At 62.8% G+C, this 24,858-nt stretch carries 22 protein-coding genes; 13 read left to right on the plus strand and 9 right to left on the minus strand.

The window, feature by feature from the left end:
• Positions 1–8: 8 nt before the first annotated feature.
• Positions 9–2,603, minus strand: coding sequence for a LuxR C-terminal-related transcriptional regulator (locus tag DCO57_RS15760; RefSeq protein ID WP_116699870.1), 2,595 nt, complete (start codon positions 2,601–2,603; stop codon positions 9–11).
• A gap of 475 nt (positions 2,604–3,078) precedes the next feature.
• Between DCO57_RS15760 and DCO57_RS15765 the strand changes: the two genes are divergently transcribed.
• Positions 3,079–4,437 carry an IS256 family transposase gene (locus DCO57_RS15765; protein WP_244287960.1) on the plus strand — a complete coding sequence of 453 codons (1,359 nt, stop codon included), beginning with the start codon at positions 3,079–3,081 and terminating at the stop codon, positions 4,435–4,437.
• Between the two features lie 112 nt (positions 4,438–4,549).
• Here DCO57_RS15765 and DCO57_RS15770 read toward each other — a convergent pair whose 3' ends face one another.
• From DCO57_RS15770 to DCO57_RS15785, 4 genes are all read right to left on the minus strand, one after another.
• Positions 4,550–5,566 carry a hypothetical protein gene (locus DCO57_RS15770; RefSeq protein ID WP_165814753.1) on the minus strand — a complete coding sequence of 339 codons (1,017 nt, stop codon included), beginning with the start codon at positions 5,564–5,566 and terminating at the stop codon, positions 4,550–4,552.
• A 51-nt stretch (positions 5,567–5,617) separates the two neighbouring features.
• A complete protein-coding gene (locus tag DCO57_RS15775) occupies positions 5,618–6,859 on the minus strand; it encodes an RkpR, polysaccharide export protein (RefSeq protein ID WP_133192691.1) in 1,242 nt (413 codons plus the stop codon).
• A gap of 122 nt (positions 6,860–6,981) precedes the next feature.
• Positions 6,982–7,641: an ABC transporter ATP-binding protein gene (locus DCO57_RS15780; RefSeq protein WP_116699873.1), complete on the minus strand. Its 660-nt coding sequence runs from the start codon at positions 7,639–7,641 to the stop codon at positions 6,982–6,984.
• Positions 7,638–8,435: an ABC transporter permease gene (locus DCO57_RS15785; protein WP_116699874.1), complete on the minus strand. Its 798-nt coding sequence runs from the start codon at positions 8,433–8,435 to the stop codon at positions 7,638–7,640. Before DCO57_RS15785 ends, DCO57_RS15780 begins: the two co-directional genes overlap by 4 nt.
• 386 nt (positions 8,436–8,821) lie before the next feature.
• Here DCO57_RS15785 and DCO57_RS15790 point away from each other — a divergent pair, with 386 nt between their 5' ends.
• Entirely contained in the window at positions 8,822–10,114 is a 1,293-nt protein-coding gene (locus DCO57_RS15790) for an Hsp70 family protein (protein WP_116699875.1), read from the plus strand.
• A 69-nt stretch (positions 10,115–10,183) separates the two neighbouring features.
• On the opposite strand, the gene DCO57_RS15795 is transcribed toward DCO57_RS15790, so the two are convergent.
• Positions 10,184–10,702 carry an ACT domain-containing protein gene (locus tag DCO57_RS15795; RefSeq protein WP_116699876.1) on the minus strand — a complete coding sequence of 173 codons (519 nt, stop codon included), beginning with the start codon at positions 10,700–10,702 and terminating at the stop codon, positions 10,184–10,186.
• A 636-nt stretch (positions 10,703–11,338) separates the two neighbouring features.
• On the opposite strand from DCO57_RS15795, the gene DCO57_RS15800 reads away from it, so the two are divergent.
• The 9 genes from DCO57_RS15800 (at position 11,339) to DCO57_RS15840 (ending at position 18,884) form a co-directional block, all read left to right on the plus strand.
• Positions 11,339–11,578 (plus strand): DUF6732 family protein, encoded by a 240-nt coding sequence (locus tag DCO57_RS15800; RefSeq protein ID WP_116699877.1) that lies wholly within the window; start codon positions 11,339–11,341, stop codon positions 11,576–11,578.
• Entirely contained in the window at positions 11,578–12,687 is a 1,110-nt protein-coding gene (locus tag DCO57_RS15805) for a sirohydrochlorin chelatase (protein WP_116699878.1), read from the plus strand. Before DCO57_RS15800 ends, DCO57_RS15805 begins: the two co-directional genes overlap by 1 nt.
• Before the next feature lie 7 nt (positions 12,688–12,694).
• On the plus strand, positions 12,695–13,351 hold the full coding sequence (locus DCO57_RS15810; protein ID WP_116699879.1) for a precorrin-8X methylmutase: 657 nt from the start codon (positions 12,695–12,697) through the stop codon (positions 13,349–13,351).
• 1 nt (position 13,352) lies between these two features.
• The gene (locus tag DCO57_RS15815; protein WP_116699880.1) at positions 13,353–13,601 is read left to right on the plus strand and encodes a hypothetical protein; all 249 of its coding nucleotides are present in this window, start codon (positions 13,353–13,355) and stop codon (positions 13,599–13,601) included.
• Entirely contained in the window at positions 13,598–14,797 is a 1,200-nt protein-coding gene (gene cbiE, locus DCO57_RS15820; RefSeq protein ID WP_116699881.1) for a precorrin-6y C5,15-methyltransferase (decarboxylating) subunit CbiE, read from the plus strand. The genes DCO57_RS15815 and cbiE overlap by 4 nt, the downstream gene beginning before the upstream one ends.
• A complete protein-coding gene (gene cobI / locus DCO57_RS15825; protein WP_205756177.1) occupies positions 14,794–15,519 on the plus strand; it encodes a precorrin-2 C(20)-methyltransferase in 726 nt (241 codons plus the stop codon). Before cbiE ends, cobI begins: the two co-directional genes overlap by 4 nt.
• Positions 15,489–17,375: a precorrin-3B C(17)-methyltransferase gene (cobJ, locus tag DCO57_RS15830; protein WP_116699883.1), complete on the plus strand. Its 1,887-nt coding sequence runs from the start codon at positions 15,489–15,491 to the stop codon at positions 17,373–17,375. The genes cobI and cobJ overlap by 31 nt, the downstream gene beginning before the upstream one ends.
• The gene (gene cobM, locus DCO57_RS15835; protein WP_116699884.1) at positions 17,372–18,145 is read left to right on the plus strand and encodes a precorrin-4 C(11)-methyltransferase; all 774 of its coding nucleotides are present in this window, start codon (positions 17,372–17,374) and stop codon (positions 18,143–18,145) included. Before cobJ ends, cobM begins: the two co-directional genes overlap by 4 nt.
• A gap of 109 nt (positions 18,146–18,254) precedes the next feature.
• On the plus strand, positions 18,255–18,884 hold the full coding sequence (locus tag DCO57_RS15840) for a class I SAM-dependent methyltransferase (protein ID WP_116699885.1): 630 nt from the start codon (positions 18,255–18,257) through the stop codon (positions 18,882–18,884).
• Here DCO57_RS15840 and DCO57_RS15845 read toward each other — a convergent pair.
• Positions 18,881–20,221 carry a cobyrinate a,c-diamide synthase gene (locus DCO57_RS15845; RefSeq protein ID WP_116699886.1) on the minus strand — a complete coding sequence of 447 codons (1,341 nt, stop codon included), beginning with the start codon at positions 20,219–20,221 and terminating at the stop codon, positions 18,881–18,883. The genes DCO57_RS15840 and DCO57_RS15845 overlap by 4 nt on opposite strands.
• Positions 20,211–21,077, minus strand: a complete 867-nt coding sequence (gene cobA / locus DCO57_RS15850; RefSeq protein ID WP_116699887.1) for a uroporphyrinogen-III C-methyltransferase — start codon at positions 21,075–21,077, stop codon at positions 20,211–20,213. The genes DCO57_RS15845 and cobA overlap by 11 nt, the downstream gene beginning before the upstream one ends.
• A 110-nt stretch (positions 21,078–21,187) precedes the next feature.
• Between cobA and DCO57_RS15855 the strand changes: the two genes are divergently transcribed.
• Together DCO57_RS15855 and DCO57_RS15860 are read left to right on the plus strand one after the other, a co-directional pair.
• A complete protein-coding gene (locus DCO57_RS15855; RefSeq protein ID WP_116699888.1) occupies positions 21,188–22,294 on the plus strand; it encodes a cobalt-precorrin-5B (C(1))-methyltransferase in 1,107 nt (368 codons plus the stop codon).
• Positions 22,281–23,033, plus strand: a complete 753-nt coding sequence (locus DCO57_RS15860; RefSeq protein WP_205756178.1) for a cobalt-precorrin-6A reductase — start codon at positions 22,281–22,283, stop codon at positions 23,031–23,033. Before DCO57_RS15855 ends, DCO57_RS15860 begins: the two co-directional genes overlap by 14 nt.
• A 16-nt stretch (positions 23,034–23,049) precedes the next feature.
• Here DCO57_RS15860 and DCO57_RS15865 read toward each other — a convergent pair whose 3' ends face one another.
• The gene (locus DCO57_RS15865; protein WP_165814754.1) at positions 23,050–24,822 is read right to left on the minus strand and encodes an alpha/beta hydrolase; all 1,773 of its coding nucleotides are present in this window, start codon (positions 24,820–24,822) and stop codon (positions 23,050–23,052) included.
• Positions 24,823–24,858: the final 36 nt, after the last annotated feature.

Below are 24,858 nucleotides of genomic sequence, written 5' to 3' on the forward strand. Positions count from 1 at the left end.
CCCCACACCTATTCCAGTAGACCGCTGCTGCGGGCGACACTGACCGCAAGCGTGCGGCGGGAGACGCCAAGTTTGGCGAAGAGGTTCTTCATGTGGAACTTCACTGTCGGTTCGCCCACCTTCAACTGACGGGCAATACCCTTGTTGGACATGCCTTCGCCAAGCAGCGTCAGCACTTCGCGCTCACGCGGGCTGAGCAGGCTGCCGCTCGGCGTTCGGCGCACCTGAGGCACGACAACGCAAGCAAGATACTGTGACGTCGTATGCCCCATTCGCCTCAATCCAACCCGGCGTACGAGCTTGCGTATGACATCGGCAAATTCCGTGCCCTCATCGCGATACTGCTGGATCTGGCCGCTGGGAAAGGCCAGCGATGCAGCCTCGCCAAGTGCACCAACCGCGGCGCCGTCATCACCGAGGCGTGCATGGGTCTCGGCCAAGAGAAGGGACAGGCGAATGAGATGGTCCGCACGGCGTGTCAGCCTCATTTCCCCTGCCGCCTTTATCAGCAGTGCCTTTGCTTCCTCCAATTGCCCCTGCCGCAGTCGCAGACGGCCGGTTGCCACGATCGCGTCCCAACGCTCCCGCACTGTCGGCCACATGTCCGCCGCGTCCAGATCAGGCGACTGTCTTGCCAGGCGTTCCGCTTGGTCAAGCGCTCCTGCCCGCGTCAGCAACTCCATTCGCAGAATGGCAAGCGCAAGGCGCAAACGCGGAAGATCCCGGTTATCGGCGACGGAAAACCCGCCCTCCAGCACCTTTTCGGCATCGGCCAGGCCGCCCTCCTCAAATCGAACTCGGGCAAGGACGCCATACGCCTCGACGTAAAAGTCCACCCAACCCTCGGCAGCTTCCATGATCGGTATGTCGCGCAGCATCAGCCGGCCAGCATCCCCGATTTGCCCCTGCCGGTAGCGCAATCCCGCCAGCGGAACATTGGCAATCGCAAGAAGGCAGGCATCATTCCAATACTGGCTATGGATGATCGAGAAAGCCTCCTCCAGGTAGCTGTAGGCTGCCTGGAAATTGTTGCTGAGCATGTCGATAAAGGCCAGATGGATCAGCATGAAGGCCTGCGGATAGCTTGACCTTTCTTCCCGATAGAGCGCCAGTCCGTGCAGGGCCGTGGACTTGGCCGCCTCCAGATTGCCCTGCCGTGTGTAACAAATCGTCAGATGATTGTGGATCCAGCCAAGCCGCCAGGTATTCTCGGTCCGCTCGCCGTCGGCTTCCTCGTGCAACCGCGCGATACCGTCGGCGTCCATGACGCGATCCTCGTAAACCTCGTTGAGGCTTTCGATGTGACGCAGCATTTCCTCCCATCCCTCGTTCGCCGGGATGGCGCCTGACATGGTGTCGTCGCGCAGAGCGTCCAGAACCGCCCGCGCTTCCTGGATCTGGCCGGTTTTTCCCATCATGACCGCGCGACAAAGACGCAGCGATGGCGTTTTCACCACGACCGCATGGGGGACAGCGTCGATGATGCCGCGCAGCACCGTATAACCCGCCCGGAGAAAGAGCTCAACGCCTCCGGCCTGTTCAATAGTTTTGATGGCGAGGTCGATCTCGCCGGCTATCGACGCATGCAGAACAGATTTTGCCAGGTTGCCGTTTTCGGCAAAAAGCTGTGCGGCGCGGATGTGCCGAGCTTTCCGGCTCTCCGCATCCTCCTGGCCCTCATGAAACTCAAGGGCTTTGGCCACCACCGTCGACAGTCGAAACCAGCCGGCGCTCTGCTCTTCTCTCTCGATCAGTGGAGACAGTTGCTCGATCTGGCGCAGGGTGCGGTAGTCGTAGGGAAGTCCGGCAAGCGTTGAAGCCATCTTGAGGGTAAAGACGTCGATCCCCTCGACGGCTTTGAGAATCTGCAGTTCGGTCTTATCCAGATTGCGGAACACTTCTTCCCTAAGGAATTCGCGATAGACGCGCGATTCGCCCTCCACAAGAGCGGTTCGTTCCAGCCCGTTGACACCCCGCTCCAGTTCGATAACGGCCAGCCGGGTCAGGGCCGGCCAACCACCAAGCGTTTCACCAGCCCTTTCCAGCTCCCGCTGGCTCAGCCAGGAGCCAAGCAACTGGCGCGTCTCTCCACGGCTAAAGCCGAGTTCCTCGTCAGAGATCTCCGCCAGCAGCCCCCGCATGCGCAGGCGAGACAGCCGGAGTTCCGGCAACCTGCGGCCCGCTATGACAATCCTCAATCCATCCGAAAGCCGGTCGAGGAACCATGAAAAAAGATCCGGATCGTTCAGCCTGTCGACGTCATCGAAGTAAAGCTCTACGACCTTGTCCCGGGTAGCAAGATGGCTTGAGAGCCAGTCGGAACCAGCAGGTTCCACCCCGAGTTCAACCGCAATACGGTTCTGAACACTTACGCTGTCGTCCTCGGGCCTCAGGCTGAACCAGACCGCGTTCCGTCCGCGGCGCTCGGCCGTTCGAAACAGCTTCGCCAAAACTTCGGTCTTGCCGTAGCCCGCCGGAGCGTGAACGAGGACTATCTGACCTTCCAATCCAGCGATCAGGCGATGTTCGAGTTCCGGCCTTGAGAGGAGCTTCAGGTTGTTGCGCGGCGGGAAGGACGGTATTTTTGCGGTATCGGTCTTCAAGGTGCTTACTGGAGGTCGACTTCACTCTTCGGGATTAGGTCAGAGTAGCATTCCTCGGCCAATTTGCCAGTGCAACTCCGGGAATATTACGAAGCACTTGGCATTGCACTGATGATCGAACGAGTAAATCCTTCCTAATCGCTACGGTTTTGGGCCTCTTTTTTTGCAGGTTCCGTTTCGGGTCCCGTCAACTTTACCGGTTTCAGCGGCAAGGATTCGCATAAGGACTCATTTCTCGCTCTGGGCAATTTTCGCAAATCCTTTCGCGATTCTGGGAGACTGTCTTCCCGAGTGTTGTGTTTCCCCAATTTGACCTCAAACGGCATCGGAAAACTCTAGCCTTCCTCGAGGGCAAGTTGGGTAGCACTCCACAATCCGACGAATTCTCCAGATAACGTACAAAATCTTTCGCACATTTTCCGATTGAGACGGTTCCCTTTATTGTGACGGAAGGGAGCAAGACATGACTGACGATATGGACGGCAAAGAGATTGGCAACGTGATCCGGATCGACGAGGCACGGATCAAGGATCATCTTGGCGAGATGGTGCGTGGCACCGTTGAAGAAGCATTGAATGCAATGCTGGATGCGGAGGCGGACCGGCTTTGCGGAGCTGGGCGCTACGAGCGCAGCGAAGGACGCCAGGACACACGGGCGGGCAGCTATGAGCGTTCGCTACACACCAAGGCGGGCGACGTAAAGCTGAAGATGCCGAAGCTTCGGCGCCAGACGTTCGAGACGGCGATCATCGAGCGCTACCAGCGGCGGGAAAGCAGCGTCGAGGAAGCCTTGATCGAGATGTATTTGGCCGGCGTTTCGGTGCGCCGTGTGGAGGACATCACCGAGGCCCTGTGGGGTACGCGGGTCAGTCCGGGTACGGTGTCGAACCTGAACAAGAAGATCTACGCCAAGATCGAGGAATGGCGGAACCGCCGAATAGAAGGGGAGCACCCCTACCTCTACCTGGACGGGATCGTGATGAAGCGGACATGGGCTGGCGAGGTCCGGAACGTGTCTCTGCTGGTGGCCAGTGCGGTGAATTCTGAAGGGTACCGGGAAATTCTGGGCATTTGCGAGGGTGCCAAGGAAGACAAGTCCGGCTGGTCAAACTTCCTGCGGCACCTGGTGGACCGGGGATTGAGCGGCGTGAAGTTGATCATCTCCGACGCCTGCCGGGGCCTTGTTGAGAGCATTGCCGATTACCTTCCGGATGCGCAGTGGCAGCGCTGCATGGTGCACTTCTATCGCAATGTGTTCAGCCATGTGCCGTCCACCAAGGTGCGGGAGGTCACGCACATGCTGAAGGCCATCCATGCCCAGGAGAACCGCAAGGCGGCACAGGAAAAGGCCGATGCCGTGATTGCGGATCTGCGAGGGCAACGCCTGACACGAGCTGCCGATCTCATTGAAGAGAGCATCGGCGAGACGCTGACCTATTACGGCTTTCCGGACAGCCATTGGCGCAAGATCCGAACCAACAATCCGCTGGAGCGGATCATGAAGGAGATCCGGCGACGAACTCGGGTTGTCGGGGCGTTCCCGGACGGCCAATCATGCCTGAACCTGGCCGCGGCCAGGCTCAGGCATATCGCCGCCGGCAAGTGGTCCAGCCGAAAATACATGAACATGGCACCGCTCTACGCGGACCAGTACCAAACCCACGGAGCCGTCGCCTGGAAACGAAAGTGCGAAAGATCTTTGACACTACCGCTGATCGCGGCCTGGCGCGACGATTACAATCATCACCGCCCACACACGAGCCTCGACGGGCTCACCCCGTGGGAGTATCACCAACGGTCAATAGAGGGCCAAACCCTGAACAGAGCGAACTAAAAAACGCGGTCTCCAAGGGGAGCAGGTCACCCCCAAGTTTTATCCAGTTTGACGGAGACTCTGGCGGTTGGTTTGGTCGTTGTGCCCGGGGATGATTACCCAACCACTCCATCTATTCATTTCGTCTTTGTGACATCAGGTCGATAGATTCGAGAAAATTCAGAAGCACCCCGCTCTCATGTTCAATAAAATGACTATAATCTAAATAGATGCTGGCAAACACCGTCTCAAGGCTGGCAACCCCGCGCCTCGGCGGCGCCGGAGCTAGTCCATCCCCCGTCAGCCCCCACCCCGCATAAAACGACATCCCGAACGAATACACCTCACAGCCGGCTATCAACCCCTCAAAGCCTAGCTGGCTAGAAACGCAATAGACCTTCGAGCAGGCCTCCAACAGGGCCCATGGATTGACTGGTTCGGACGTCAGGCGTAGGAGGTCGGCATTGAATGCCCTGGCGACTGCTGGACTGCTCCCGGCAATATCCTGTAGGGCCTTGGGACTGAAATGCCCTGCCTTGCGGCCCATCATCGTCTCCGGGTGGATGCGCACCAAGATTTCCGCCCCGGGGTTTTCCGTCACAGCGGCCTCCAGCATCCGCGGGAAAGTCGATGCGTCGGCAAGAGCACCCTCAATGGAGGCATCACCCTTAGTCTGGTCTACCACCAGCACCCGATCTTCCGGCCGCGCGGCCTTCAAACCGAGTTCACCAACGTCCTGGATGGTAGAATTGTTGTATTTGGACAGGCGCGCGGTTCTGAGCAGTTCCATCGCCTGCCGCGCCGCGGCATCAGACCTCGGAGATGCGGCTCGCTTGCGAATCAGGGCTTCCAGATCGCTCGGCTGCCGAGCATCGTAATAGATGCCCGTGCGGTCCATCACCATCGACAGTGGTTTCTCGGCATTGCCCGGATTGACGGAGCGCAGGAAGCCGTCCTCGAAGGCGATATAAGGCACCCCCCGCATCCTTGCCAGCTCACGGGTGCGGTTGGCGGTCGGCTTGTGCCCCCATCCGGCAATCGCATCCACGCCCAGCCCAAAGGGGGGAAGCCAACAGGCAGTGCCGCCGGTCATCAGTTCGACCGCATCCCGCAGCCGCCAGAGACCGGATGTGGCGATGCCGATCCTCATGGGCATTCACCCCAGCGTTGCATGGCTGCCATCGACGACGCCTGCCGGCGGTCAGGTCCTGTCCCGGACATTGTAATAGAGCAGAACGGCAACGGACCACAGTCCGGCCAGCATCAGGAATGCGGCCAATGAATAGAGGAACCTGCCTGGATACTGGGCTTGTTCGGACAAGGTCGGATGGATGAAGGTCGCCAGATAGAGGCTCTTGTTGTCGGCTTCCTGACGCGCCCGCTCCAGGCTCGCCAGAGAGGTGACATAGAGCTGTTGCGCGAATTCCTCTTCCACCGCAAGATCGGAATAGTCCGCAAGCCTCAGGGACAGGTTGTCGCGGCCATCTCCCGTTTCGGTCTGGCCCGCAGGCACGCCTCCCGTCCCCAGGCGCTGACGCACCGAAGTGATCTGCCCTTCCAGAGCAGCGATCTGCTGGTCCAGCATCCGGATGCGCGGAGACTCCTCGTCCAGATACCCCATGAGGGTGGCCTTCTCGGCCTCACGGCTCGCCCGTTCCTGGTCCAGCCCGGCGATCATTTCCGAAGCAATCTCCGCATTCGCTTCCGGATCGACTTCCTGGGTTTCCTGGCGGTAGGCCAGCATCTGCTTGCGGATGGCCTTGAGCCGGGCCTCGGCCCGGGCGACCGATTCCTCGGCATAGCGGACGGTCTGACGCCGGTTTGCTTCCGACAATTTGTTGACCAGGATCTCGCTGCGCTCCAGCACCGCCTCGGCGATCGTCACCGAATCCTCCGGCCGGAACGAGCGAACCTCGACATAGATCACGCTGGATGTCGAATCGAAACTGACATCGACCATGCTGTTCCAGTAGTCTAGCTGGTCCTCGATTGGCAGATCGGTTCCCATCGAGAACAGGAAATCGGACGCTTCACGATTGAAGATCGCCTGAAGGTCAATATCCTCGGGCAGATCCTCCAGGATCGCCTGGCTCTGGATATAATCCGAGACGATGTAACTGTTGGAGGTCGTCGATTCCGATCCGCCTCCCCCCATCACCATGCCGAGGATCTCGGTGGCAGCAACCGGATCCGAACTGCGAATGGCAAAGGCAGTGGTGCTGTGATACTGGTCACTCGCCCAGAAGAACATGTAAGCGGAAAAGAGGGCCGAGGGCAGTGCCACGAACAGAAAGAAACCGAACAGGATGAGCCGGTGCCGGGTCTTGGCCACGGATTTGGCGGTCGTGCCTGGAAGTGCGAGATCCAGCAGTTTCTGAGGATCGAGACCGGACTTCTTCAGGCGGGCGACAAGTTTTCCATCCCGATCAGAGGTTTTTGACACCGAGCCGCCCTTTTTGGCGGGAAGGGTGAAAACAGCTCCTTTCGGATCGGGCCGGACTTCTGTCTCAGGCATTTTTTTTTCTGAAGACATTTTGTTCAAACCTTGGAACGGAGAAACCCGGCCTAGCGCCGTGCCATGTTCTCGTCATGCATCTTGATGGCATCATCAATGTTGGCGAAATACGTTAACGAACCGTCTTCTAGCACAATTCCCGTCGTGCAGTAGTCCTTCAATGACGCATTGGAGTGGGACACCATGATGATATCGGAATTCTGCAGTTTTTCTTCGAAAACGCGCTTGCATTTTTTCTTGAAGTTCGAGTCGCCGACCGCGGTGATCTCGTCGACAAGATAATAGTCGAAATCGATACCCATGCTGACGCCAAAGGCAAGCCGTGCCTTCATTCCCGAGGAATAGCTCTTCACAGGTGTGTAGTAGGATTTCCCCAGCTCGGCAAAATCCTGGACATAGTCCACCAGTTCTTCCGTATCGTGACCATAGATCCGTGCGACAAAACGCACATTCTGCTCACCGGTCAGCGACCCGTTGAAACTGCCCTGGAACCCGAGCGGGAAGGATACATTCGCCAGGCGAATGATCCGGCCGGATGTCGGCTTGATGGTCCCGGCGATCAATCTCAACAGCGTCGATTTCCCGGCGCCGTTTCTGCCGAGCAGGCCGATGCTGTCGCCTCTGGGGACGGTAAAGGACACGTCCTTGGCAATGTAGCGTGTTTCGCCCTTGAGCCTGAAACTCTTCGTCACTCGGTCCAGCCGGATCATTTTGGTTCCCGCAATTCTGCATCGAACAGCCAGACAAGGAAAAGGCCAAAAACGATCGAAAAGATGGCAAGTCCGACGATGTAGGGCATATCGACAAATCCCGCCCGGTAGGTCGGATAGAAACCGGTGCGAAACAAACCGATGATATGAACCAGAGGGTTCCAGAGAAGGTAGTCCTGAAACGGATGCGGAATGCTCTCGGGCAGGAAAAACACCCCTGACACAATGAAGGCAGGCCTGTTGATGATGCCCCAGACCTGTTGATAGGTGCTGCTCAGGTGAAACCAGACGATATTGGCAGCGCCGACACCGGCCCCGAGCGTGATCGCGATCACGGAAGCCAGAAGAATCGGAGCGAGATCGATCTGCTCGAACGGCACCACGAGATAAAGCCCTCCGAACAAGAGCAGGTTCACGACGAAGAGCGTGGCGACCTGGAGTAACACTCGACCGATGATGGCATCGTAAGGACGCACGACCGGATAGTTCAGCAAGGCCCTGTTGGCTTCCACAGCGGAGCTGACCTGCTCGGACGTCGACCTGTACATATAGAACAACGCATAGCCTGTTGAGAAAAACAGCGTGAAACTCCGACCTAATGGCGGTACGTGTGCGATTCCCGAAAAAACAGTTGTCAAAATTGCGATCGTCAGCACCGGATCCAGAACGGCCCACATGTAGCCACCGAACTTGTTGCCGTAGCGGGTCGTCATTTCACGCACGACCAGCGCAAAGACAATGGCGAATTGCCGTTTCAGGCTCTTGAGCAACGGGTCGGAATAGATTTGCGCCATGGCCGGATCAGGTTCTTGCGATGGAATCCACGGTGGCCCGCTTTTCAAAACAGACGGTTGGTGCACCGAAGTGCCACGCGGGATATCATGTTTTTCGGATATCCTGCCACGCTTGCAGACGAACTAGCACAGAAGCAGCTTCAATGACAACATCGGGCATTCCTTGACCCGCCCGGGCAGTCCGCCGAAACCAGGCGCCTTTCCCTGACCGGACGCAGGAGACCTCCCCCACGTTTCCTGTAACCAGTCTCGCCTGTACGGCCGCGAGTATCTTCCCCTTGAACTCACCCCGTTTCCCACGTATCCAGCCGGTCCATTCCACGCTCCGGGAGTATCGTCCAGCTGCGCCTGATCACAGCCACGGAGCATGAACCAGGACTATTCCCATGACCGAGACGATCGGGCTAGATTTCGGAACATCGAACACCGTGGCAGTCTCGGCGGAGGGGAACGGGGGCACCCGGGCGATGACGTTTCGGGACAGAGGCGAGGCCTTTGCCTCTTTGCCGACGGTGCTGAGTTTTCTCGACCGGAGCGCGGGGAAACCGCCGCATGCGGAGGTAGGCCCTTGGGCGATCCGGCAGTTTCTGGAAAGTTACGGCGATGTGCGCTTCATCCAGTCGCTGAAAACCTTCGCGGCCAGCTCCGCCTTCGCCGGCACCGGAATCTACGGCAAGCGCTTCGCGTTCGAGGACCTGATGGCGACCTTCCTGAAATGCGCCTTCGAGCGCGCGGGCACGACGGTCGATCCGGCCTCGGTACGGCTCGTCGTCGGCCGGCCGGTGGAATTTGCCGGCCACAGGCCCGACGAGGCGCTGGCCATGGCCCGTTACCGGGCAGCCTTCCGCAAACTCGGCTTCGAGGACATCCTCTTCGTGATGGAGCCGGTGGGCGCGGCCTTCTCCTATGCCCAGTCGCTGGACAGGGACACGACGATCCTGGTCGCCGACCTCGGCGGCGGCACGACCGACTATTCGCTGATGCGCTTCCACACCCATGCGGGCCACCTGTCGGCGACACCGCTCGGCCGCGGCGGCGTCGGCATCGCCGGCGACACGTTCGATTATCGCATCATCGACAATGTGGTGCTGCCGAGACTGGGCAAGGGGTCGCTGTACAAGAGCATGGGCAAGGAGCTGGAAATCCCGCCGAACCTGTTTTCCAATTTCGCCCGCTGGCACCTTCTGTCGATCTTCAAGACCTCCGACGATTTCCGGGAAATGAAGAAGCTGCTGCGCTGGTGCCTGGAGCCGGAAAAGATCGAGCTTTTCATCGACCTGGTCGAGGAAGACCAGGGCTATCCGCTCTACAAGTCCGTTTCCGAGACCAAGGCCGCGCTGTCCGGCGCAGACGAGGCCGAGCTCGTTTTTGCCCCGCTTGGCAAGGATTTCCGCGCCACGGTCACCCGCCGGGATTTCGAGAGCTGGATCGCGCCGGACCTGCAGAAGATGGACAGGGCACTGGATACAGCCCTGGAAAAGGCCGGCTTGCGGGAAGCGGATATCGACCGGGTGTTCATGACCGGCGGTACCTCCTTCGTCCCGGCCGTCCGGCAGCAGTTCGCCAACCGCTTCGGCGCGGAAAAGACCTCCGGCGGCAATGAGCTGACATCCGTCGCCAACGGCCTGGCACTGATCGGCGCGCGCGCGGACGCGGCGGACTGGAGCGTCGCCGCATAGGCGGCCTCCCGCATCCGCCCGGCAGAACCGCGCGACATCGCCTGCCCGCCACCTGTGCGGCCGATCGGATCAGTCGATCAGATTGACATCCGCCATCAGGTCCGCCGCCGTTTCCTGCAGCGCGTCGCTCAGGTCGGCCGGCGCGAGGCCGGAGGGAAGACGCAGGTCGGCGGAGGCCTTGAACAGGGCCTCCCCCTGCATGGAGCCGCTCACGACTTCGGTCTGCAGATGCTCGATGCTGACGCCCTGTTCGCTCAGGACGCGGGTGATGTCGCGCAGGATGCCGGGATGATCCTGGGAAACCAGGTCGAGATGGGCGCAGCCCCCTTGCAGGACATCCGCGCCGGTCTGGTCGGACCTGAGAGTGATGTCGATACCGTCCGAGGACAGCGCCTGCAGTCTGGACACCAGTTCGTCGGACGCCGCGCCGGCGATGCCGATGCGCACGATACCCGCGAATTCACCGCCGAGACGGGCCATGGAGCTTTCGATCCAGTTTCCGCCCATGCCGGCAATGATATCGGCCACGCGCTCCACCAGACCCGGCCGGTCCCTGGCAATGACCGTGAAGACTAGATGTGTCTGCATGCCGCTCCTCGGTGGTTTGCTTCCCAATGGCGTTACTAGACCGTTTTCGCGCGGTCAAAACAAGTCCGCAGATTGCCGCCGGGCGAAACGGGAGGTGTGTTTCCTGCCTGCATCTGCCGGACCTGTCGCAAGCCCGGCAGACATGCGGGATATCTCCACAGGCACGAAACTCAGGCTTCCCATTCAGCAAGGCGAACGCCGCCGTGTCGACACGGTCTGGCTCACGCTCACCGGGCACCCGATGGCGTTCCTGTTTCGGTGATTGCCGGACACGGGCCGGACAGAAACAGCATCCGAATCGAGACTCCGCGCGCATGAGGCCGATTTCCGGAGCCTTCTGGCCGAAGCCCCCGGGAGCCGCCTTTCCGGACAAAGGATGTCGCATTCACGCTTGATCCGCCCGAAGGCCTCCCCTAAGGTGCCGCGATCTGACGGCGTCCTTGCAAGGGACTGAAAGCGATTCCGGATGCGGTTGACCCATGCAGGGGACCAAGGCCGGAGCTGTCCAGGGCATTTGCATGAGCATGAGTCGCGGCCAGTGGTTCCCGACCGGCTTTTCGCGCGTGTTTGCTTTCATCTCCCTTTTCGCCGGCACCAACAACCGCCGTCCCGGCACCTGCCAAATGGGGGAGACTCATGTTTCACCGGACCATCCTTGCCGGCCTCGCCGCCGCCTTCATTCCCACATCCGCCCTTGCCCATGCCGGGCATCTGGGCGAGCTCGCAGGCCATTCCCACTGGGTCGGCGCCGCCGCGCTGGCCGGGGCCGCCCTCGTTGCCGGCATCATCGCCCTCCGGGACCGCAAGCGGAAGCAGGCCGATGAGGCTCCGGAAGCCGAGACGGCCGAGGAAGAGACCGCCGGAGAGGCTGCCTGATGGCTGACAAACTCGGGCTGATGATCTGCGGTCACGGCAGCCGCAACAAGGGGGCCGTCAAGCAGTTCGCCCAGCTTGCGAAGGGTCTGAAGGCCCGTTTCCCGGACTGGCCGGTGGAATACGGCTATCTGGAATTTGCCAATCCGGTGATCCATGACGGCCTGAACAGGCTGCGCGAAGCAGGCTGCACGCGCGTTCTGGCCGTGCCGGGCATGCTGTTTGCCGCCGGACACGCCAAGAACGACATTCCCTCGGTGCTCAACACCTATCAGGCCAGCCATCCGGAGATGACCATCTCCTATGGCCGGGAACTGGCCGTCGACACGCGCATGGTGAAAGCCGCCGCCGCACGCATTCAGGAAGCAATCGACACGGCGGACAGCGACGTCCCGCTGCATGATACGCTGCTGATGGTGGTCGGACGCGGCGCCTCCGATCCGGACGCCAATTCCAATGTCGCCAAGATCACGCGCATGCTGTGGGAAGGCTTCGGCTTCGGCTGGGCCGAGACCTGCTATTCCGGCGTGACCTTCCCGCTGGTCGGTCCCGGCCTGGAACACGCGGCGAAACTCGGCTACAGACGGGTCATCGTCTTCCCCTATTTCCTGTTCACCGGCGTGCTGGTGCAGCGGATCTACGGCACCACGGACGAAATCGCCGCGAAGCATCCCGACATCGAGTTTCTGAAGGCTGGCTACCTCAACGACCATCCGCAGGTGATCGACACCATGGCGGACCGGGTGCAGGAAATCCTGCAGGGCGCCAACCTGATGAACTGCCAGTTGTGCAAATACCGCGAACAGGTGCTTGGCTTCGAGGCGGAAGTGGGCCTTGCGCAGGAAAGCCATCATCATCACGTGGAAGGTCTCGGCGCGGAGGCCGAATGCCAGCTTTGCGACGAGATCTGCACCGGCGCCTGCGAAAAGCAGGTGCAGGCCGCCGGGCATCATCATGATCATGATCACGCCCATGACCATTCGCATCACCACGGACACGACCATGCGCATGACCATGGCGATGCGCACTCCCACGATCACGGGCATCATCACCCCCCCTATCCGCATGCGGACCATCCGCACGGGCCGAAGTCGCTGAAGCGGAAGGGGTGAGGAAACCGTGAGCCGCGACCCGTGCCCATCCTATCCTTATGAAAAGGACCCTTCGGCCATCTACCGGCAGTCCTTCTCGATCGTGCGGGCGGAGGCCGATCTTGCGCATCTTCCCGGGGAGCTTCACCCGGTGGCGATCCGGCTGATCCATGCCTGCGGCATGACGGACCTGCCGCAGGATCTTGCCTGGTCCGAGGGTGTGGTTGCAGCAGCGCGCGATGCCTTCGCCAGGGCGGCGCCGGTCTATTGCGATGTGGAAATGGTGGCTCACGGCATCATCGGCTCCCGCCTGCCGGAGGGCAGCGATATACGGTGCACGCTCAACGATGCCGCCGTTCCCGGACTCGCGGCCCGGCTTGGCACGACCCGATCGGCCGCGGCGGTCGAGGCCTGGCGCGACGGGCTGGCGGGGGCGGTGGTTGCAATCGGCAATGCGCCCACGGCCCTGTTTCATCTTCTGGAAATGATTGCCGCGGGCGGCCCCAGACCGGCGCTCGTTCTCGGGTTTCCCGTCGGCTTCGTCGGCGCGGCGGAATCCAAGGACGCGCTGATCGCCAACCCGTTCGGCATTCCCTTTCTGGCCGTGCGCGGCCGCCGGGGCGGATCCGCCATGGCGGCGGCGGCCGTCAATGCACTGGCCGCCGGCCTGCCGGAGGAAAGCTGAGATGGCGGAAGACGAACGCAAACAGGGATTGAAATCGCGTACCGGCGGCAAGCCCCTGCGCTCGCTTGGCTTCCTGTCTCAGCCCGGCACCCCGATCAAGACGATCCCGGGCGAAGCGGGCAACGGCAATGACGGACCAGAACATCACCGCTCCCGGGGCTCCCGTTCGGTATCCGTCTCCCGTGACGGCAAACCCGAAGCGCTTCAGGCAAGCCCGAGGATCAGGCCCTACACGCTGGAGGACACATGACCTTCCCCTGGCTCACCCTGATCGGCATCGGCGAGGACGGCGGCCTTGCACCGGGCGGCGCGCATGCCCTGTCTTCGGCGGATATCGTCTATGGCGGCACCCGGCATCTTGATCTTGCTGGCCCCCTGAAGGCAGAAAAGAGGCCGTGGCCAAGCCCGTTCTCGACCGTCTTCAAGGATCTCAAAAGCCGGAGAGGCAGCAAGGTCGCGGTGCTCGCGACCGGCGATCCCATGTGGTACGGGATCGGCGCCTCGCTCCTCGGGCATTTCCCTGCGCAGGAGATGACGATCCTGCCGTCGCTTTCCGCCTTTCAACTGGCGGCGTCCCGTCTCGGCTGGGCCCTGCAGGATGCCGAGTGCCTTTCGGTGCACGGCCGGCCTGTTGATCTGCTGCGCGCCGCGCTTTATCCGCGTGCGCGCCTTCTTGTGCTCACCAGCAACGCGGACACACCGCGCCAGGTGGCCGATCTGCTTGCGGATGAGGGATACGGCCGGACACGGATGACCGTCCTGGAACATCTCGGCGGCGACAGGGAACGTCTTGTGACGGCGACGGCGGAAGACTGGTCCGGAAAGGTTGCCGACTTCCATACGCTGGCAATCGAGGCCGTTGCCGATCCGGGCCTGCGGCTGCGCAGCAGAACGCCGGGTCTGCCCGACGAGGCCTTCCGCCACGACGGCAAGATGACCAAGCAGGACATCCGCGCGGTGACTCTGGCCGAACTGCAACCGTACCCGGGCGCGCTCCTGTGGGATATCGGCGCCGGCTGCGGGTCGATTGCCATCGAGTGGCTGCGCGCGGCAGACAGGGCGCGGGCCATCGGACTGGAACCCCACCCGGAGCGGCGGCAGATGGCGACCGAAAACGCGGTTGCTCTCGGAGTACCGCAGCTTGACCTGATCGACGCCCAGGCTCCCGAGGGACTTGATGGCCTGCCGCAGCCCGATGCGATCTTCATCGGTGGCGGACTGACTGCTCCCGAGATCGTCGAGACGGCCTTCGATGCGCTTTCTCCCGGCGGACGGCTTGTCGCCAATGCCGTCACGCTGGAAAGCGAGGCGATCCTCATGGGCGCCTATCACACGCTCGGAGGCAGTCTGAAAAAACTTTCCGTGCACAGGGCGAGTGCGGTCGGCGGCCTGACCGGCTGGCGCCCGTCCATGCCGGTCACCCAGTGGAGCCTCACCAAAGCATGAGCGGAACCCTCTACGGCATCGGTCTCGGCCCCGGCGACCCGGAGCTGATGACCCTGAAGGCCCACCGGCTGATTTCCAACGCGCGGGTGGTTGCCTATCCGGCCCCCGACAGCGGCGAAAGCTTCGCCCGGTCTATTGCCGCCGGCGCCCTGCCTCCGGGCGTACGCGAGATCCCGATCGTCGTGCCGATGCGCACCGACAGGTTTCCCGCACAGGAGATTTACGACGGTGCCGCCCGGCAAATCGCGGCGGTTCTGGACACCGGCCAGGACGTGGTCACGTTGTGCGAGGGCGATCCGTTCTTCTACGGCTCCTTCATGTATCTGTTCGAACGCCTCTCCGGCCGGTTCCCTGTCGAGGTCGTGCCCGGCGTCACGTCGCTGACCGCCTGCGCGGCACAGTTGCGCCGGCCGCTGACCGCGCGCAACGACGTGATGACGGTCATTCCCGGCCCCCTGCCCAATGCGGAAATCCGCACGAGAATCGAGCAGGCCCAGGCGGTGGTCATCATGAAGGTCGGCCGGCATCTGCCCCGTCTCAAGATGCTGCTCACCGAGATGGACCTCATCGACAAGGCCGGGTATGTGGAACGCGCGAGCTTACCGGAGCAAAAGGTTCGCCGCCTCATTGACCTCGATACGCAAACGGCCCCCTATTTTTCCATGATCCTCATATACAAGGGAGAAGAAGCGTGGACGCTTCCCCCATCCTGTTCGTCCTGAACCAGGCCGGTCTCGACACCGCAGAAGACATCGCCGGGCGGTTTTCAACCGCACGCATTCACGGGCTTGCCGGCCGCGTGCCCACGGCGGATACGCAGTTCAATGAAACGGTGGAGCATCTGCAGCTGCTGTTCAGGGCCGGTCATCCGATCGTCGGATTCTGCGCCAGCGGCATCCTGATCCGCGCCCTGGCTCCTATCCTCTCGGACAAGCGCAGCGAGCCACCGGTGATCGCCGTTTCCGAGGACGGCTCGAGCATCGTGCCGCTGCTCGGCGGTCATCGCGGCGCCAACGAACTGGCTCGTCTGCTGGCCAAGGCCCTTGGCGGTCATGCGGCGATCACCACGGCGGGCGACACCAAACTGGGCATCGCCCTCGACGCCCCGCCGAAGGGCTGGCGTCTTGCGAACCCGGACGACGCCAAACCGGTGATGGCCGAACTGCTTTCCGGTGCGACCGTGCGCATCGAGGGCAAGGCGGACTGGCTGCAAGCGGCCAGGCTCGTTCAGTCCGAGGATGCCGCCATCACGCTTACCGTGACGGAACAGCCCGTGGAGGGCAGCCCGACACGGCTCGTCTACCACCCGCTGAAATATGCGGTCGGGGTGGGTTGCGCCCGCGGATGCTCCCCAGAGGAACTGATCGGTCTGGTGGACCAGAATCTCGCCGCCGAGAATATCGCCAGGGGTGCCGTCGCCTGCGTCGCATCCATCGACCTGAAGGCCGACGAAGCTGCCGTCACCGCGCTGGCGGAGCATCTGGGCGTGCCGTTGCGGGTCTTTTCGGCCATCGAGCTGCAACGCGAGACGCCCCGGCTGAAAAACCCGTCCAACGTGGTTTTCGCCGAAGTCGGCTGCCATGGTGTGTCGGAAGGCGCTGCCCTGGCAGCCTCCGGTGCCTTCGGCACGCTTACTGTGGAAAAGCAGAAGACCGACAACGCCACCTGCGCGATTGCGCGCTCGCCCAATTTCATCGATCCGGAACAGACCGGCCGCGCGCGCGGACATCTGTCGGTCATCGGCATCGGGCCGGGCAAGGACGACTGGCGCACGCCGGAGGCCACACAGCTGCTCGCCGAAGCAACGGATGTGGTCGGCTACTCGCTTTATCTGGATCTTGTGGAGAGCCACATCAGCGGCAAGACGCTGCACAACTTTCCGCTCGGCGCGGAAGAGGACCGGGTCCGCTTTGCCCTCGAGGAAGCGGGCAAGGGCAAGAATGTCGCCCTGATTTCCTCCGGGGACGCCGGCATCTATGCGATGGGGACACTGGTTTACGAACTGCTCCATCGCGAAGAGGCATTCGGCGGCGTATCGGATGCGGCCAAACGTGTCAGCATCACCAATGCGCCGGGAATTTCCGCCCTGCAGGCCTGTTCGGCCCGCATCGGCGCACCGCTCGGTCATGATTTCTGCGCCATTTCCCTCTCCGATCTCCTGACGCCCTGGGAAGTGATCGAAAAGAGGCTCCAGGCCGCCGCCGAAGGGGATTTCGTCATCGCCTTCTACAATCCGGTGTCCAGACGCCGCCGGACCCAGCTCGCGGAGGCCAGAGAAATCCTGCTGCAGCACCGTTCGGCAGCTACACCTGTCATTCTCGGCGTCAATCTGGGGCGGCCGGAAGAGACCGTACGCGTGACAACCCTGGAAGCGCTCAAGGTCGATGACGTCGACATGCTGACCACGGTTCTCGTCGGGTCTTCGAACACCAGAACCGTGATGAAGGGCGACGGCAAACCCTTCGTCTATACGCCGCGCGGCTATGCCAAGCGCATCGACGCTCCGAAAGCCCGGCAGGACGACACGGCTCAACCAGCGAACCGCAACGAACCCCAGACACCGGAAGGCACAGAATGACCGTTCATTTCATCGGCGCGGGGCCTGGCGACCCGGATCTCATCACGGTGCGCGGCCTGCGGCTGATCCAGTCCTGCCCCGTCTGCCTGTATGCCGGCTCCCTGGTGCCGGAACAGATCGTCGCCGCGGCCCCGGACGGCGCCCGCGTGATCGATACCGCGCCGATGACCCTGGACGAGATCATCGCCGAAATCGAAACCGCCCACGCCAAGGGACAGGATGTCGCCCGTGTCCATTCGGGCGACCCGTCCATCTATGGCGCCACGGCGGAACAGATGCGCCGGCTTGATGCGCTGGAAATCGATTATGACGTCACCCCCGGCGTGCCGGCCTTCGCAGCGGCGGCCGCCGCGCTCAAGACCGAGCTCACCATTCCGGAAGTGGCCCAGACGATCATTGTCACCCGCACCGCGATGCAGTCCTCGGCCATGCCCAACAACGAGGATCTGGACACGCTCGGCAAAAGCGGCGCGACGCTGGCCATTCACCTGTCGATCCGCAACCTGCGCGAGGTCGAACGCCAGCTCGTGCCCCATTACGGTCCCGACTGCCCGGTGATTGTCGCCTATCGCGTCGGCTGGCCGGACCAGGCCTTCATCCACGGCACGCTTTCAACCATTGCCGGCCAGGTCCGCGCCGCAAAGATCACCCGCACGGCGCTGGTCTTTGTCGGCCATGCGCTCAAACCGGGAGAGGATTTCCGCGACAGCGCGCTTTACGACGCCGATCACGTGCATGTGCTGCGCCCGAAGAAGAAGGGGAAGGGCTGAGATCCGGCTGGCGTCTCGGGCACCTATCATGCTCGCGGAGGCAAGCGAATTTGCATCGCAGCATCGCTTCCCCCTATCCTGACCCGACCATCACCAGAACGAGGCAGGCATGAGCGCTGAGAATCCGTTGCTGAAACAGGCAGTCTCCCTTGGAGGCGATCCTGACGCCATCCGGGATTTCTACAAGAGCTGGTCGAAAAGCTACGACAGCGACCTGCTGCTCGACATCGGCTATGTGGCGCCGCAGATCACCGCCGATGCCCTTTGCCGGCGCGTCTCCGATACGGCGCTGATCCTGGATGCCGGTTGCGGCACCGGCCTGGTGGGCCTTGAGCTCGCCAAACGCAAATCAGGCCTGACCATCGACGGCATCGATCTGACGCCGGAGATGCTGGAGGCGTCCCGGCACAAGGGGGTCTACCGCAAGCTGACCGAAGCGGACATGACCGGACAGCTCCGGAATATCGACGACAATTCCTATGATGGCGTGGTCTGTGCCGGCGTCTTCACAAACGGGCATGTGGGACCGGAGGGGATCGACGAACTTGTCCGCGTGGCAAGGCATGGCGCCCCGCTTGTTCTGACCGTGCGCGACAGTGCCTGGGAAGCGGACGGGTTCAAGGCCAGGGTCGGACAACTGGAAACGGACGGCCGGACGAAGACCCTGGAGATCGTCCACAGCCCCTATCACACCAAGGAAGACGTCTTCTGCCAGCTCGTGGTGCTGGAGGCCGTCTAAGCGGATTGCGCCCGGCCTGCGGCCGACGCGATCACATGTGCGAACGACCCCATGACGTTGTTCCGGCGCAGTCCCATGTCGGGGCATCCGCTGCCTTCCGCATCCCCGGCGCGAAAAAGCCGGTCCGCCGCCCCTTCGCGGACGATGGACGCATAGTGGAATTCATGCGCGGTGAGGGTCCCGCTCCACGGCAATCCGCCCAGCGGTTCAAGCCTGCGATAGCCGAGATGGCGTTTGCGGGTCTTGAAGGAGGTTTCGAGCGGCAGCAGGCCGAGCATCTGGTGGCGGGTGCCGTCACCATCGACCAGCCCGTCACCCAGAGCCATATAGCCGCCGCACTCGCCGTAGATCAGCGTTCCGGCCGCGGCAGCGGATGTCATGCCGGCCCTGAACCGCCCGGCGGCCGACAGGCGGGCCGCGTGAAGTTCGGGATATCCGCCCGGCAGATAAATGACATCCGCATCCGGTTCCGGAACCTCGTTGGCCAGTGGCGAGAAGAAGGAAATTCCGGCACCTTGCCGGCGCCAGAACTCCAGCAGGTGAGGATAGGCAAAGGCGAAGGCCACGTCGCGGGCAACGGCGATTTTCTGTCCCGGTGGTGGTGGAAGACACAGGTCCTCGTTTTGCGCCGGCACCAGCGCGCCCGCGATCTCCGTCACCCGGCCGAGATCCACATGCCGCGTGCACAGGCTGGCCGCGCGATCCAGGAAGGCTTCGAGATCCGGATGCTCCCCCGCCTGGACGAGGCCCAGATGACGCTCCGGCAGGATGAGGTCATCGGAACGCGGCAACGCTCCCAGGACATTCACCCGCAAGGGCTCCAGAGCCGAGCGCAGCATCTTTTCGTGCCGGGTGCTGCCGACCCGGTTGAGAATCACGCCGGCCAGCGTGACGTCCTGTCTGAAACCGGCAAAGCCATGGACCAGAGCCGCGACGGATTGGGCCTGTCTGGCGCAATCGACGACCAGCACCACGGGCAGCCCCAGGGCCGCCGCCAGATCCGCCGCCGATCCGGTGCCGTCGGCGGCACCGTCGAACAAGCCCATCGCACCTTCGACAAGCAGAAGATCCCGGCCGTGCGCCTGGCGGGCGGCAAGGCCGCGCAGCGTTGTGCCGGACATCGCCCAGGCATCGAGATTGATACAGGCGCTTCCGCTGGCGGCCGCGTGAAATTTCGGGTCGATGTAATCCGGTCCGGACTTGGCGGAGACGACGGACCGGCCGGCGTTTTTCAGCGCCCGCAGGAGAGCCAGCGTCAGCGTCGTCTTGCCGGCTCCCGAGGAAGGCGCGGCAATCAGCAGGCCTTTTGCTCCATTGATGTTGGGGCTATCCGGCATCAGCCGTCTGCCGGTCGGCCCGAAGTCCGAGCGGATCGGAGACCAGCGGCTTGCCCGAGAGCGCACCGAGCCAGTCGAGCCCGCTGCGCAGGCGGACGACTTCGCCGACACACACCACTGCGGGCGGCTCGATGTTCGCCGCGGCGGCGTCAGCGAAACAGCGGCCAAGGGTCGTCTCCAGAACCTGTTGGCCGGCCAGGGAGGCGTTACACACGATGCCCACAGGCTCATCCACAGACCGTCCACCGGCAATCAGTTTGCCGGCTATGGTTTCCAGATGTTTCATCGCCATGTACATGACGATCACCGGCGATCCCCTGGCAATGCCCTCCCAGTTGACCGCGTCCGGTGTCAGGCCCGTCTGGTCATGGCCGGTGAGAAAGGTGACCGCCTGGTTGCAATCCCGGTGGGTTGCCGGAATGCCCGCGTAGGCCAGCCCGCCGATACCGGCGGTGATTCCCGGTATGACCCGGAACGGAACACCGGCCTCCACGAGGCCCAGCGCTTCCTCCCCGCCCCTGCCGAAGACGAAGGGGTCGCCGCCCTTGAGACGCAGGACCCTTTTGCCCGCCTTGGCATAGTCGATCAGCTTGAGCGTGATGTCGCGCTGTTTCGGGCTCGGCTTGCCACCCCGTTTTCCCGCATAGTCGGTCTCCGCACCGGACCTGGCCCAGTCGAGGATGCTCCGGTCGACCAGTGCGTCATAGACAATCACATCCGCTTGCCGCAGGCCGTTGAGGGCGTGCAGGGTCAGAAGCCCCGGGTCACCCGGGCCTGCGCCAGCGAGCCACACCCAGCCGGGCTCGAATTCAGGCAGGCCACCGGGCAGACTGATATCGGTATCTGTGCCGTTCATGTGTCCTGTTTACCCGGCGCAGCGGCCAGCGCCAAGCGATTCCGCGCTGCGGAACACAGTGAAAACGACATTTCAGCGCAAAGGCGCGCGACATTCGCTATAGAGGGATCATGTCGATTGTTGAGCCAAAAGAACTCCGGCGTGGATGGACGACGGGCGCCTGCGCGACTGCGGCGGCTAAGGCCGCCTATACCGCGCTTCTGACCGGCGTCTTTCCCGATCCCGTGGACATCACCCTGCCGAAGGGCGGAACCGCGGCCTTCGTGCTGACCCGCCACAACCATATGCAGGACCACGCCTCGGCCACGATCACCAAGGATGCCGGCGACGACCCGGATGTCACCCATGGCGCCCTCATCACCTCGACTGTCCGTCTGCTGCGCAAGGGCGAGGGCGTGCGCTTCAAGGCGGGAGAGGGCGTCGGCACGGTCACCCTTCCCGGATTGCCGATACCGCCCGGTGACCCCGCGATCAATCCGGTGCCGCGCCGGATGCTCCAGACGGCGATCGACGAGGTCGCCTGCCTCCATCACGCTTCCGGCGACGTTGAGATCGAGGTTTCCATCGCAGGGGGGGCCGCGCTGGCCCTGAAGACAATGAACCCGCGTCTCGGCATCGTCGGCGGTCTGTCCGTGCTGGGGACCACGGGTATCGTGCGGCCGTTCTCCTGCGCCTCCTGGATCGCCTCGATCCATCGGGGCGTCGATGTCGCCCGGGCCATCGGCCTGACCCATGTCGCCGGAGCGACGGGGGCTTCGTCGGAAGACGCCATCCGCGCCCGCTACGATCTTGAGGAGCCTGCCTATCTGGACATGGGCGACTTCGCCGGCGGCCTCCTGAAATACCTGCGCCATCATCCGATCGACAAACTGACCCTTGCCGGCGGATTCGCCAAACTGTCCAAACTGGCCCAGGGCGCGCTGGATCTTCATTCCGCCCGCAGTTCCGTCGATTTCTCCTTTCTTCAGGACCTGCTGAAAGATTGCGATGCCCCGGCGGCGATGATTTCGGCGGCAGAATCCGCCAACACGGCAAAGGAAGTGCTCGACCGGGCACTTGAAGGCGGGCTGGGGCTCGGCCTCAGCACGGCACTGGCCCGGCGCACGAAAGAGGCGGTCCGCCGGATTCTCAAGGATGCTCCCGTCGCGGTGGAGATCCTGGTGACGGACCGGGAGGGCAAGGTGCTGGGGGAATGCGGTTTTGATGATGGCAACTGACCATATCCTCCTGCTTGCAGGCACCCGGGAGGCGCGTCTGCTTGCCGGCGACCTGGCGAAGTCCTTCCCGACGGCGCGCATCACGGCCTCCTATGCCGGTGCGGTAAGCGACCTGTCCGACCCTGGCGTGCCGGTGCGGGTCGGCGGCTTCGGCGGTGCCGAGGGCCTGGCAGCCTATCTGGCCGCGGAAACGGTTTCGGTGATGATCGACGCCACCCATCCCTTCGCCGCGCAGATAAGCCGCAATGCGGTCGCGGCGGCGGCCTCCACCGGCATTCCCCTGTTCCGGTTGGAGCGCCAGGAATGGGCGCCGGTCGACGGGGACAACTGGAAGACCGTCGCCTCCCTGGAAAATGCTGCCGCGGTCCTGCCGTCCGATGCCCGCGCCTTTCTGGCGATCGGCCGGAAGGACATCGCATGCTTCACGCAGCGAACGGATCTGCATGCGGTTGCCCGCATGATCGAACCGCCCGAGGCCAAGCTGCCGGATCACTGGGAGCTGATCCTGTCCCGCCCGCCGAAGACGGTGGACGAGGAAATCGCACTCTTCAGGGACCGGCAGATCACCCATGTCGTCACCAAGAACAGCGGCGGCAAGCGCTCCAGCGCCAAGATCAGGGCGGCCAGGCATCTCGGCCTGCCGGTCGTCATGGTCCGGCGCCCCGACCTGCCGGAGGCCGCGACCTTCAGCGCCCCACCGGACCTGCTGTTGGCGGTCCGGCGGGCAATGGCCTTCTAGAATGTGAGGTCGTCGTTCAGGCGGAGGCGCTGTCCGCCCCGGCCAGGGCCAGGGCTTCCTCCTCGACGATCCTGAACAGTTTTTCCCGGGCAGGTCCCGGCGTCAGATTGTGGTCGGCATTCGCAATAAAATGCAGCCTGGTGTTCGGAAAGGCCGCAAGTCCCTCCGCATCGTCGCCGAAATTGATCAGAAATGTTTCCATCGCCTCGTCGCCTTCGGAATAGACGATGGTCATCCGGGTTCCCCTGTCGGCCAGCTTGCGGAACGCCTGATGAACCTTGCGGTTCCGCCGGACAACCTTCGGTAACCAGGGGCACAGTTTTCCCGGATATTGCACCGCTCGGTCCAGCATGCGCACGGCGATGTTCACCGCCGCCGCCTTCAGGTCGATCCGCCCGTCACGAATGCGGGCCATCAGGCCCGGTTCCGTGAATTTGGTCCAGTATTCCTTCAGCGGATGCGGCAAACCGATGAAGCGCCAGTGGAAGCCATACGGATTGATGGAGATGCACCCTTTCCAGCGCGCATCATGAAGGGCTGCCCGGAACGCCGTATAGGCTCCGCTGCACCTGCCGAGCACCATGGCCTTCTCGGCAAGACCGCGCGAGCAGAGCATCTCCCAGGCCTCCTCGGCATCTTCAATCTGGCTGTCATCGTAGAGCACCTGAAGCTTGCGCCTGGGAACCGGAGGACTGTCCCCGATGCCCGCACCGTCGAAGCGCAGCGTCGCAACGCCCTTTTCGGCCAGCCTGCGCGCCAGCTGGACATTCATCCGGCCCCAGCCGATCTGATAGTCGTAGGAGGTCGAGAGGATCACCACCGTCACGCCGCTGAAACGGCCGGCCGGCTCGCAAAGGGTGCCGGCAAGCCGGTGGTTTTCACCGAAGCGAAGCGGTGTTTCGCTGAAATGTTCGCCGACAAGCGGGACAACTTCCGGCGTCTTGGCGGGCCTGGCTGCATGTGCGTGCCATCCGGGCAGGGATTTCAGCCATGCGACGAGATCGTCAGCGAAGGCAACGGGCAGCACCGGAGGCGACGCATCGGTCAGCAAGACGCCATAATCCCGGTAGACCGTGTTCTTGAGAGCGCAGCCCGCCGAACCGAATTTTTCCATCAACGCCGGATCGGCCCCCGCCTCCGGCCGGGACGCCAGCAGCACGGGTATCTGCAGCCGGAAATCCCCTTCAAGGGCATTGAAGCTCCTGAGATCCGAGGCCACGGACTCCGGCATGGCGATCCCGGCTAGCGAGCCCGGCGTGCTGTCGCGCTCTTCCGGTTGCAGGCCGAGGCCGTCGTCGACAAACCTGGACCAGAGCTTCAGCTCCCTCAGATATCCCCGCCCCTTGAAGACCGGGGCAAGCAGTGCCAGCGCGGAAATGTCCCCGGCCCGGGCCGCGAACTCGCACGCCAGCCCGGCGCCCAGTCCCTGGCCAATGACCACGATCCGTTTAACCCCGGAAAGCGCCCGCAACTCGTCCGCCGAGCGTTCGATGGCATAACGCCACGAATCGAGGCCGCCGCCGGCCGGATCATCTAGGGCGTTCGCCGTCCCGGGATAATCGAACCTCAGGCTGGCAATGCCATTTGCCGCGAAGCGCTCGGCCAGATACCGGAAGAATTGCCGGGTAAGAAACTCCTCCAGACCCCAGGGCCGGAGAAAAAGCACCGCAAGGTCTTTCGGCTCTGCCTCGCCGCAAGCGGCGGAGAAATGACCGGCCAGATTTGCGTAGACGACCGGCCGGGCAGCCGAAAGTCCGGCATCCTCCCGCCCATCAACGGCAGCCGCCACGTTGTCATCCTTTTGCCCGGTGTTCCGCATGTGCAT

Origin of the sequence: Labrenzia sp. 011, from assembly GCF_003075075.1 — a bacterium.
Classification (GTDB): Bacteria; Pseudomonadota; Alphaproteobacteria; order Rhizobiales; family Stappiaceae; genus Roseibium.

Excerpts from the sequence above, each read along its gene's own strand:
- DCO57_RS15845 (WP_116699886.1), bottom strand. The coding sequence starts at position 20,221 with ATGCCGGATAGCCCCAACATCAATGGAGCAAAAGGCCTGCTGATTGCC.
- DCO57_RS15860 (WP_205756178.1), top strand. The coding sequence starts at position 22,281 with ATGATGGCAACTGACCATATCCTCCTGCTTGCAGGCACCCGGGAGGCG.
- DCO57_RS15790 (WP_116699875.1), top strand. The coding sequence starts at position 8,822 with ATGACCGAGACGATCGGGCTAGATTTCGGAACATCGAACACCGTGGCA.
- DCO57_RS15815 (WP_116699880.1), top strand. The coding sequence starts at position 13,353 with ATGGCGGAAGACGAACGCAAACAGGGATTGAAATCGCGTACCGGCGGC.
- DCO57_RS15780 (WP_116699873.1), bottom strand. The coding sequence starts at position 7,641 with ATGATCCGGCTGGACCGAGTGACGAAGAGTTTCAGGCTCAAGGGCGAA.
- cobM (WP_116699884.1), top strand. The coding sequence starts at position 17,372 with ATGACCGTTCATTTCATCGGCGCGGGGCCTGGCGACCCGGATCTCATC.
- DCO57_RS15840 (WP_116699885.1), top strand. The coding sequence starts at position 18,255 with ATGAGCGCTGAGAATCCGTTGCTGAAACAGGCAGTCTCCCTTGGAGGC.
- DCO57_RS15795 (WP_116699876.1), bottom strand. The coding sequence starts at position 10,702 with ATGCAGACACATCTAGTCTTCACGGTCATTGCCAGGGACCGGCCGGGT.
- DCO57_RS15800 (WP_116699877.1), top strand. The coding sequence starts at position 11,339 with ATGTTTCACCGGACCATCCTTGCCGGCCTCGCCGCCGCCTTCATTCCC.
- DCO57_RS15855 (WP_116699888.1), top strand. The coding sequence starts at position 21,188 with ATGTCGATTGTTGAGCCAAAAGAACTCCGGCGTGGATGGACGACGGGC.
- DCO57_RS15765 (WP_244287960.1), top strand. The coding sequence starts at position 3,079 with ATGGACGGCAAAGAGATTGGCAACGTGATCCGGATCGACGAGGCACGG.
- DCO57_RS15770 (WP_165814753.1), bottom strand. The coding sequence starts at position 5,566 with ATGAGGATCGGCATCGCCACATCCGGTCTCTGGCGGCTGCGGGATGCG.
- cobI (WP_205756177.1), top strand. The coding sequence starts at position 14,794 with ATGAGCGGAACCCTCTACGGCATCGGTCTCGGCCCCGGCGACCCGGAG.
- cobA (WP_116699887.1), bottom strand. The coding sequence starts at position 21,077 with ATGAACGGCACAGATACCGATATCAGTCTGCCCGGTGGCCTGCCTGAA.
- cbiE (WP_116699881.1), top strand. The coding sequence starts at position 13,598 with ATGACCTTCCCCTGGCTCACCCTGATCGGCATCGGCGAGGACGGCGGC.
- DCO57_RS15785 (WP_116699874.1), bottom strand. The coding sequence starts at position 8,435 with ATGGCGCAAATCTATTCCGACCCGTTGCTCAAGAGCCTGAAACGGCAA.
- DCO57_RS15805 (WP_116699878.1), top strand. The coding sequence starts at position 11,578 with ATGGCTGACAAACTCGGGCTGATGATCTGCGGTCACGGCAGCCGCAAC.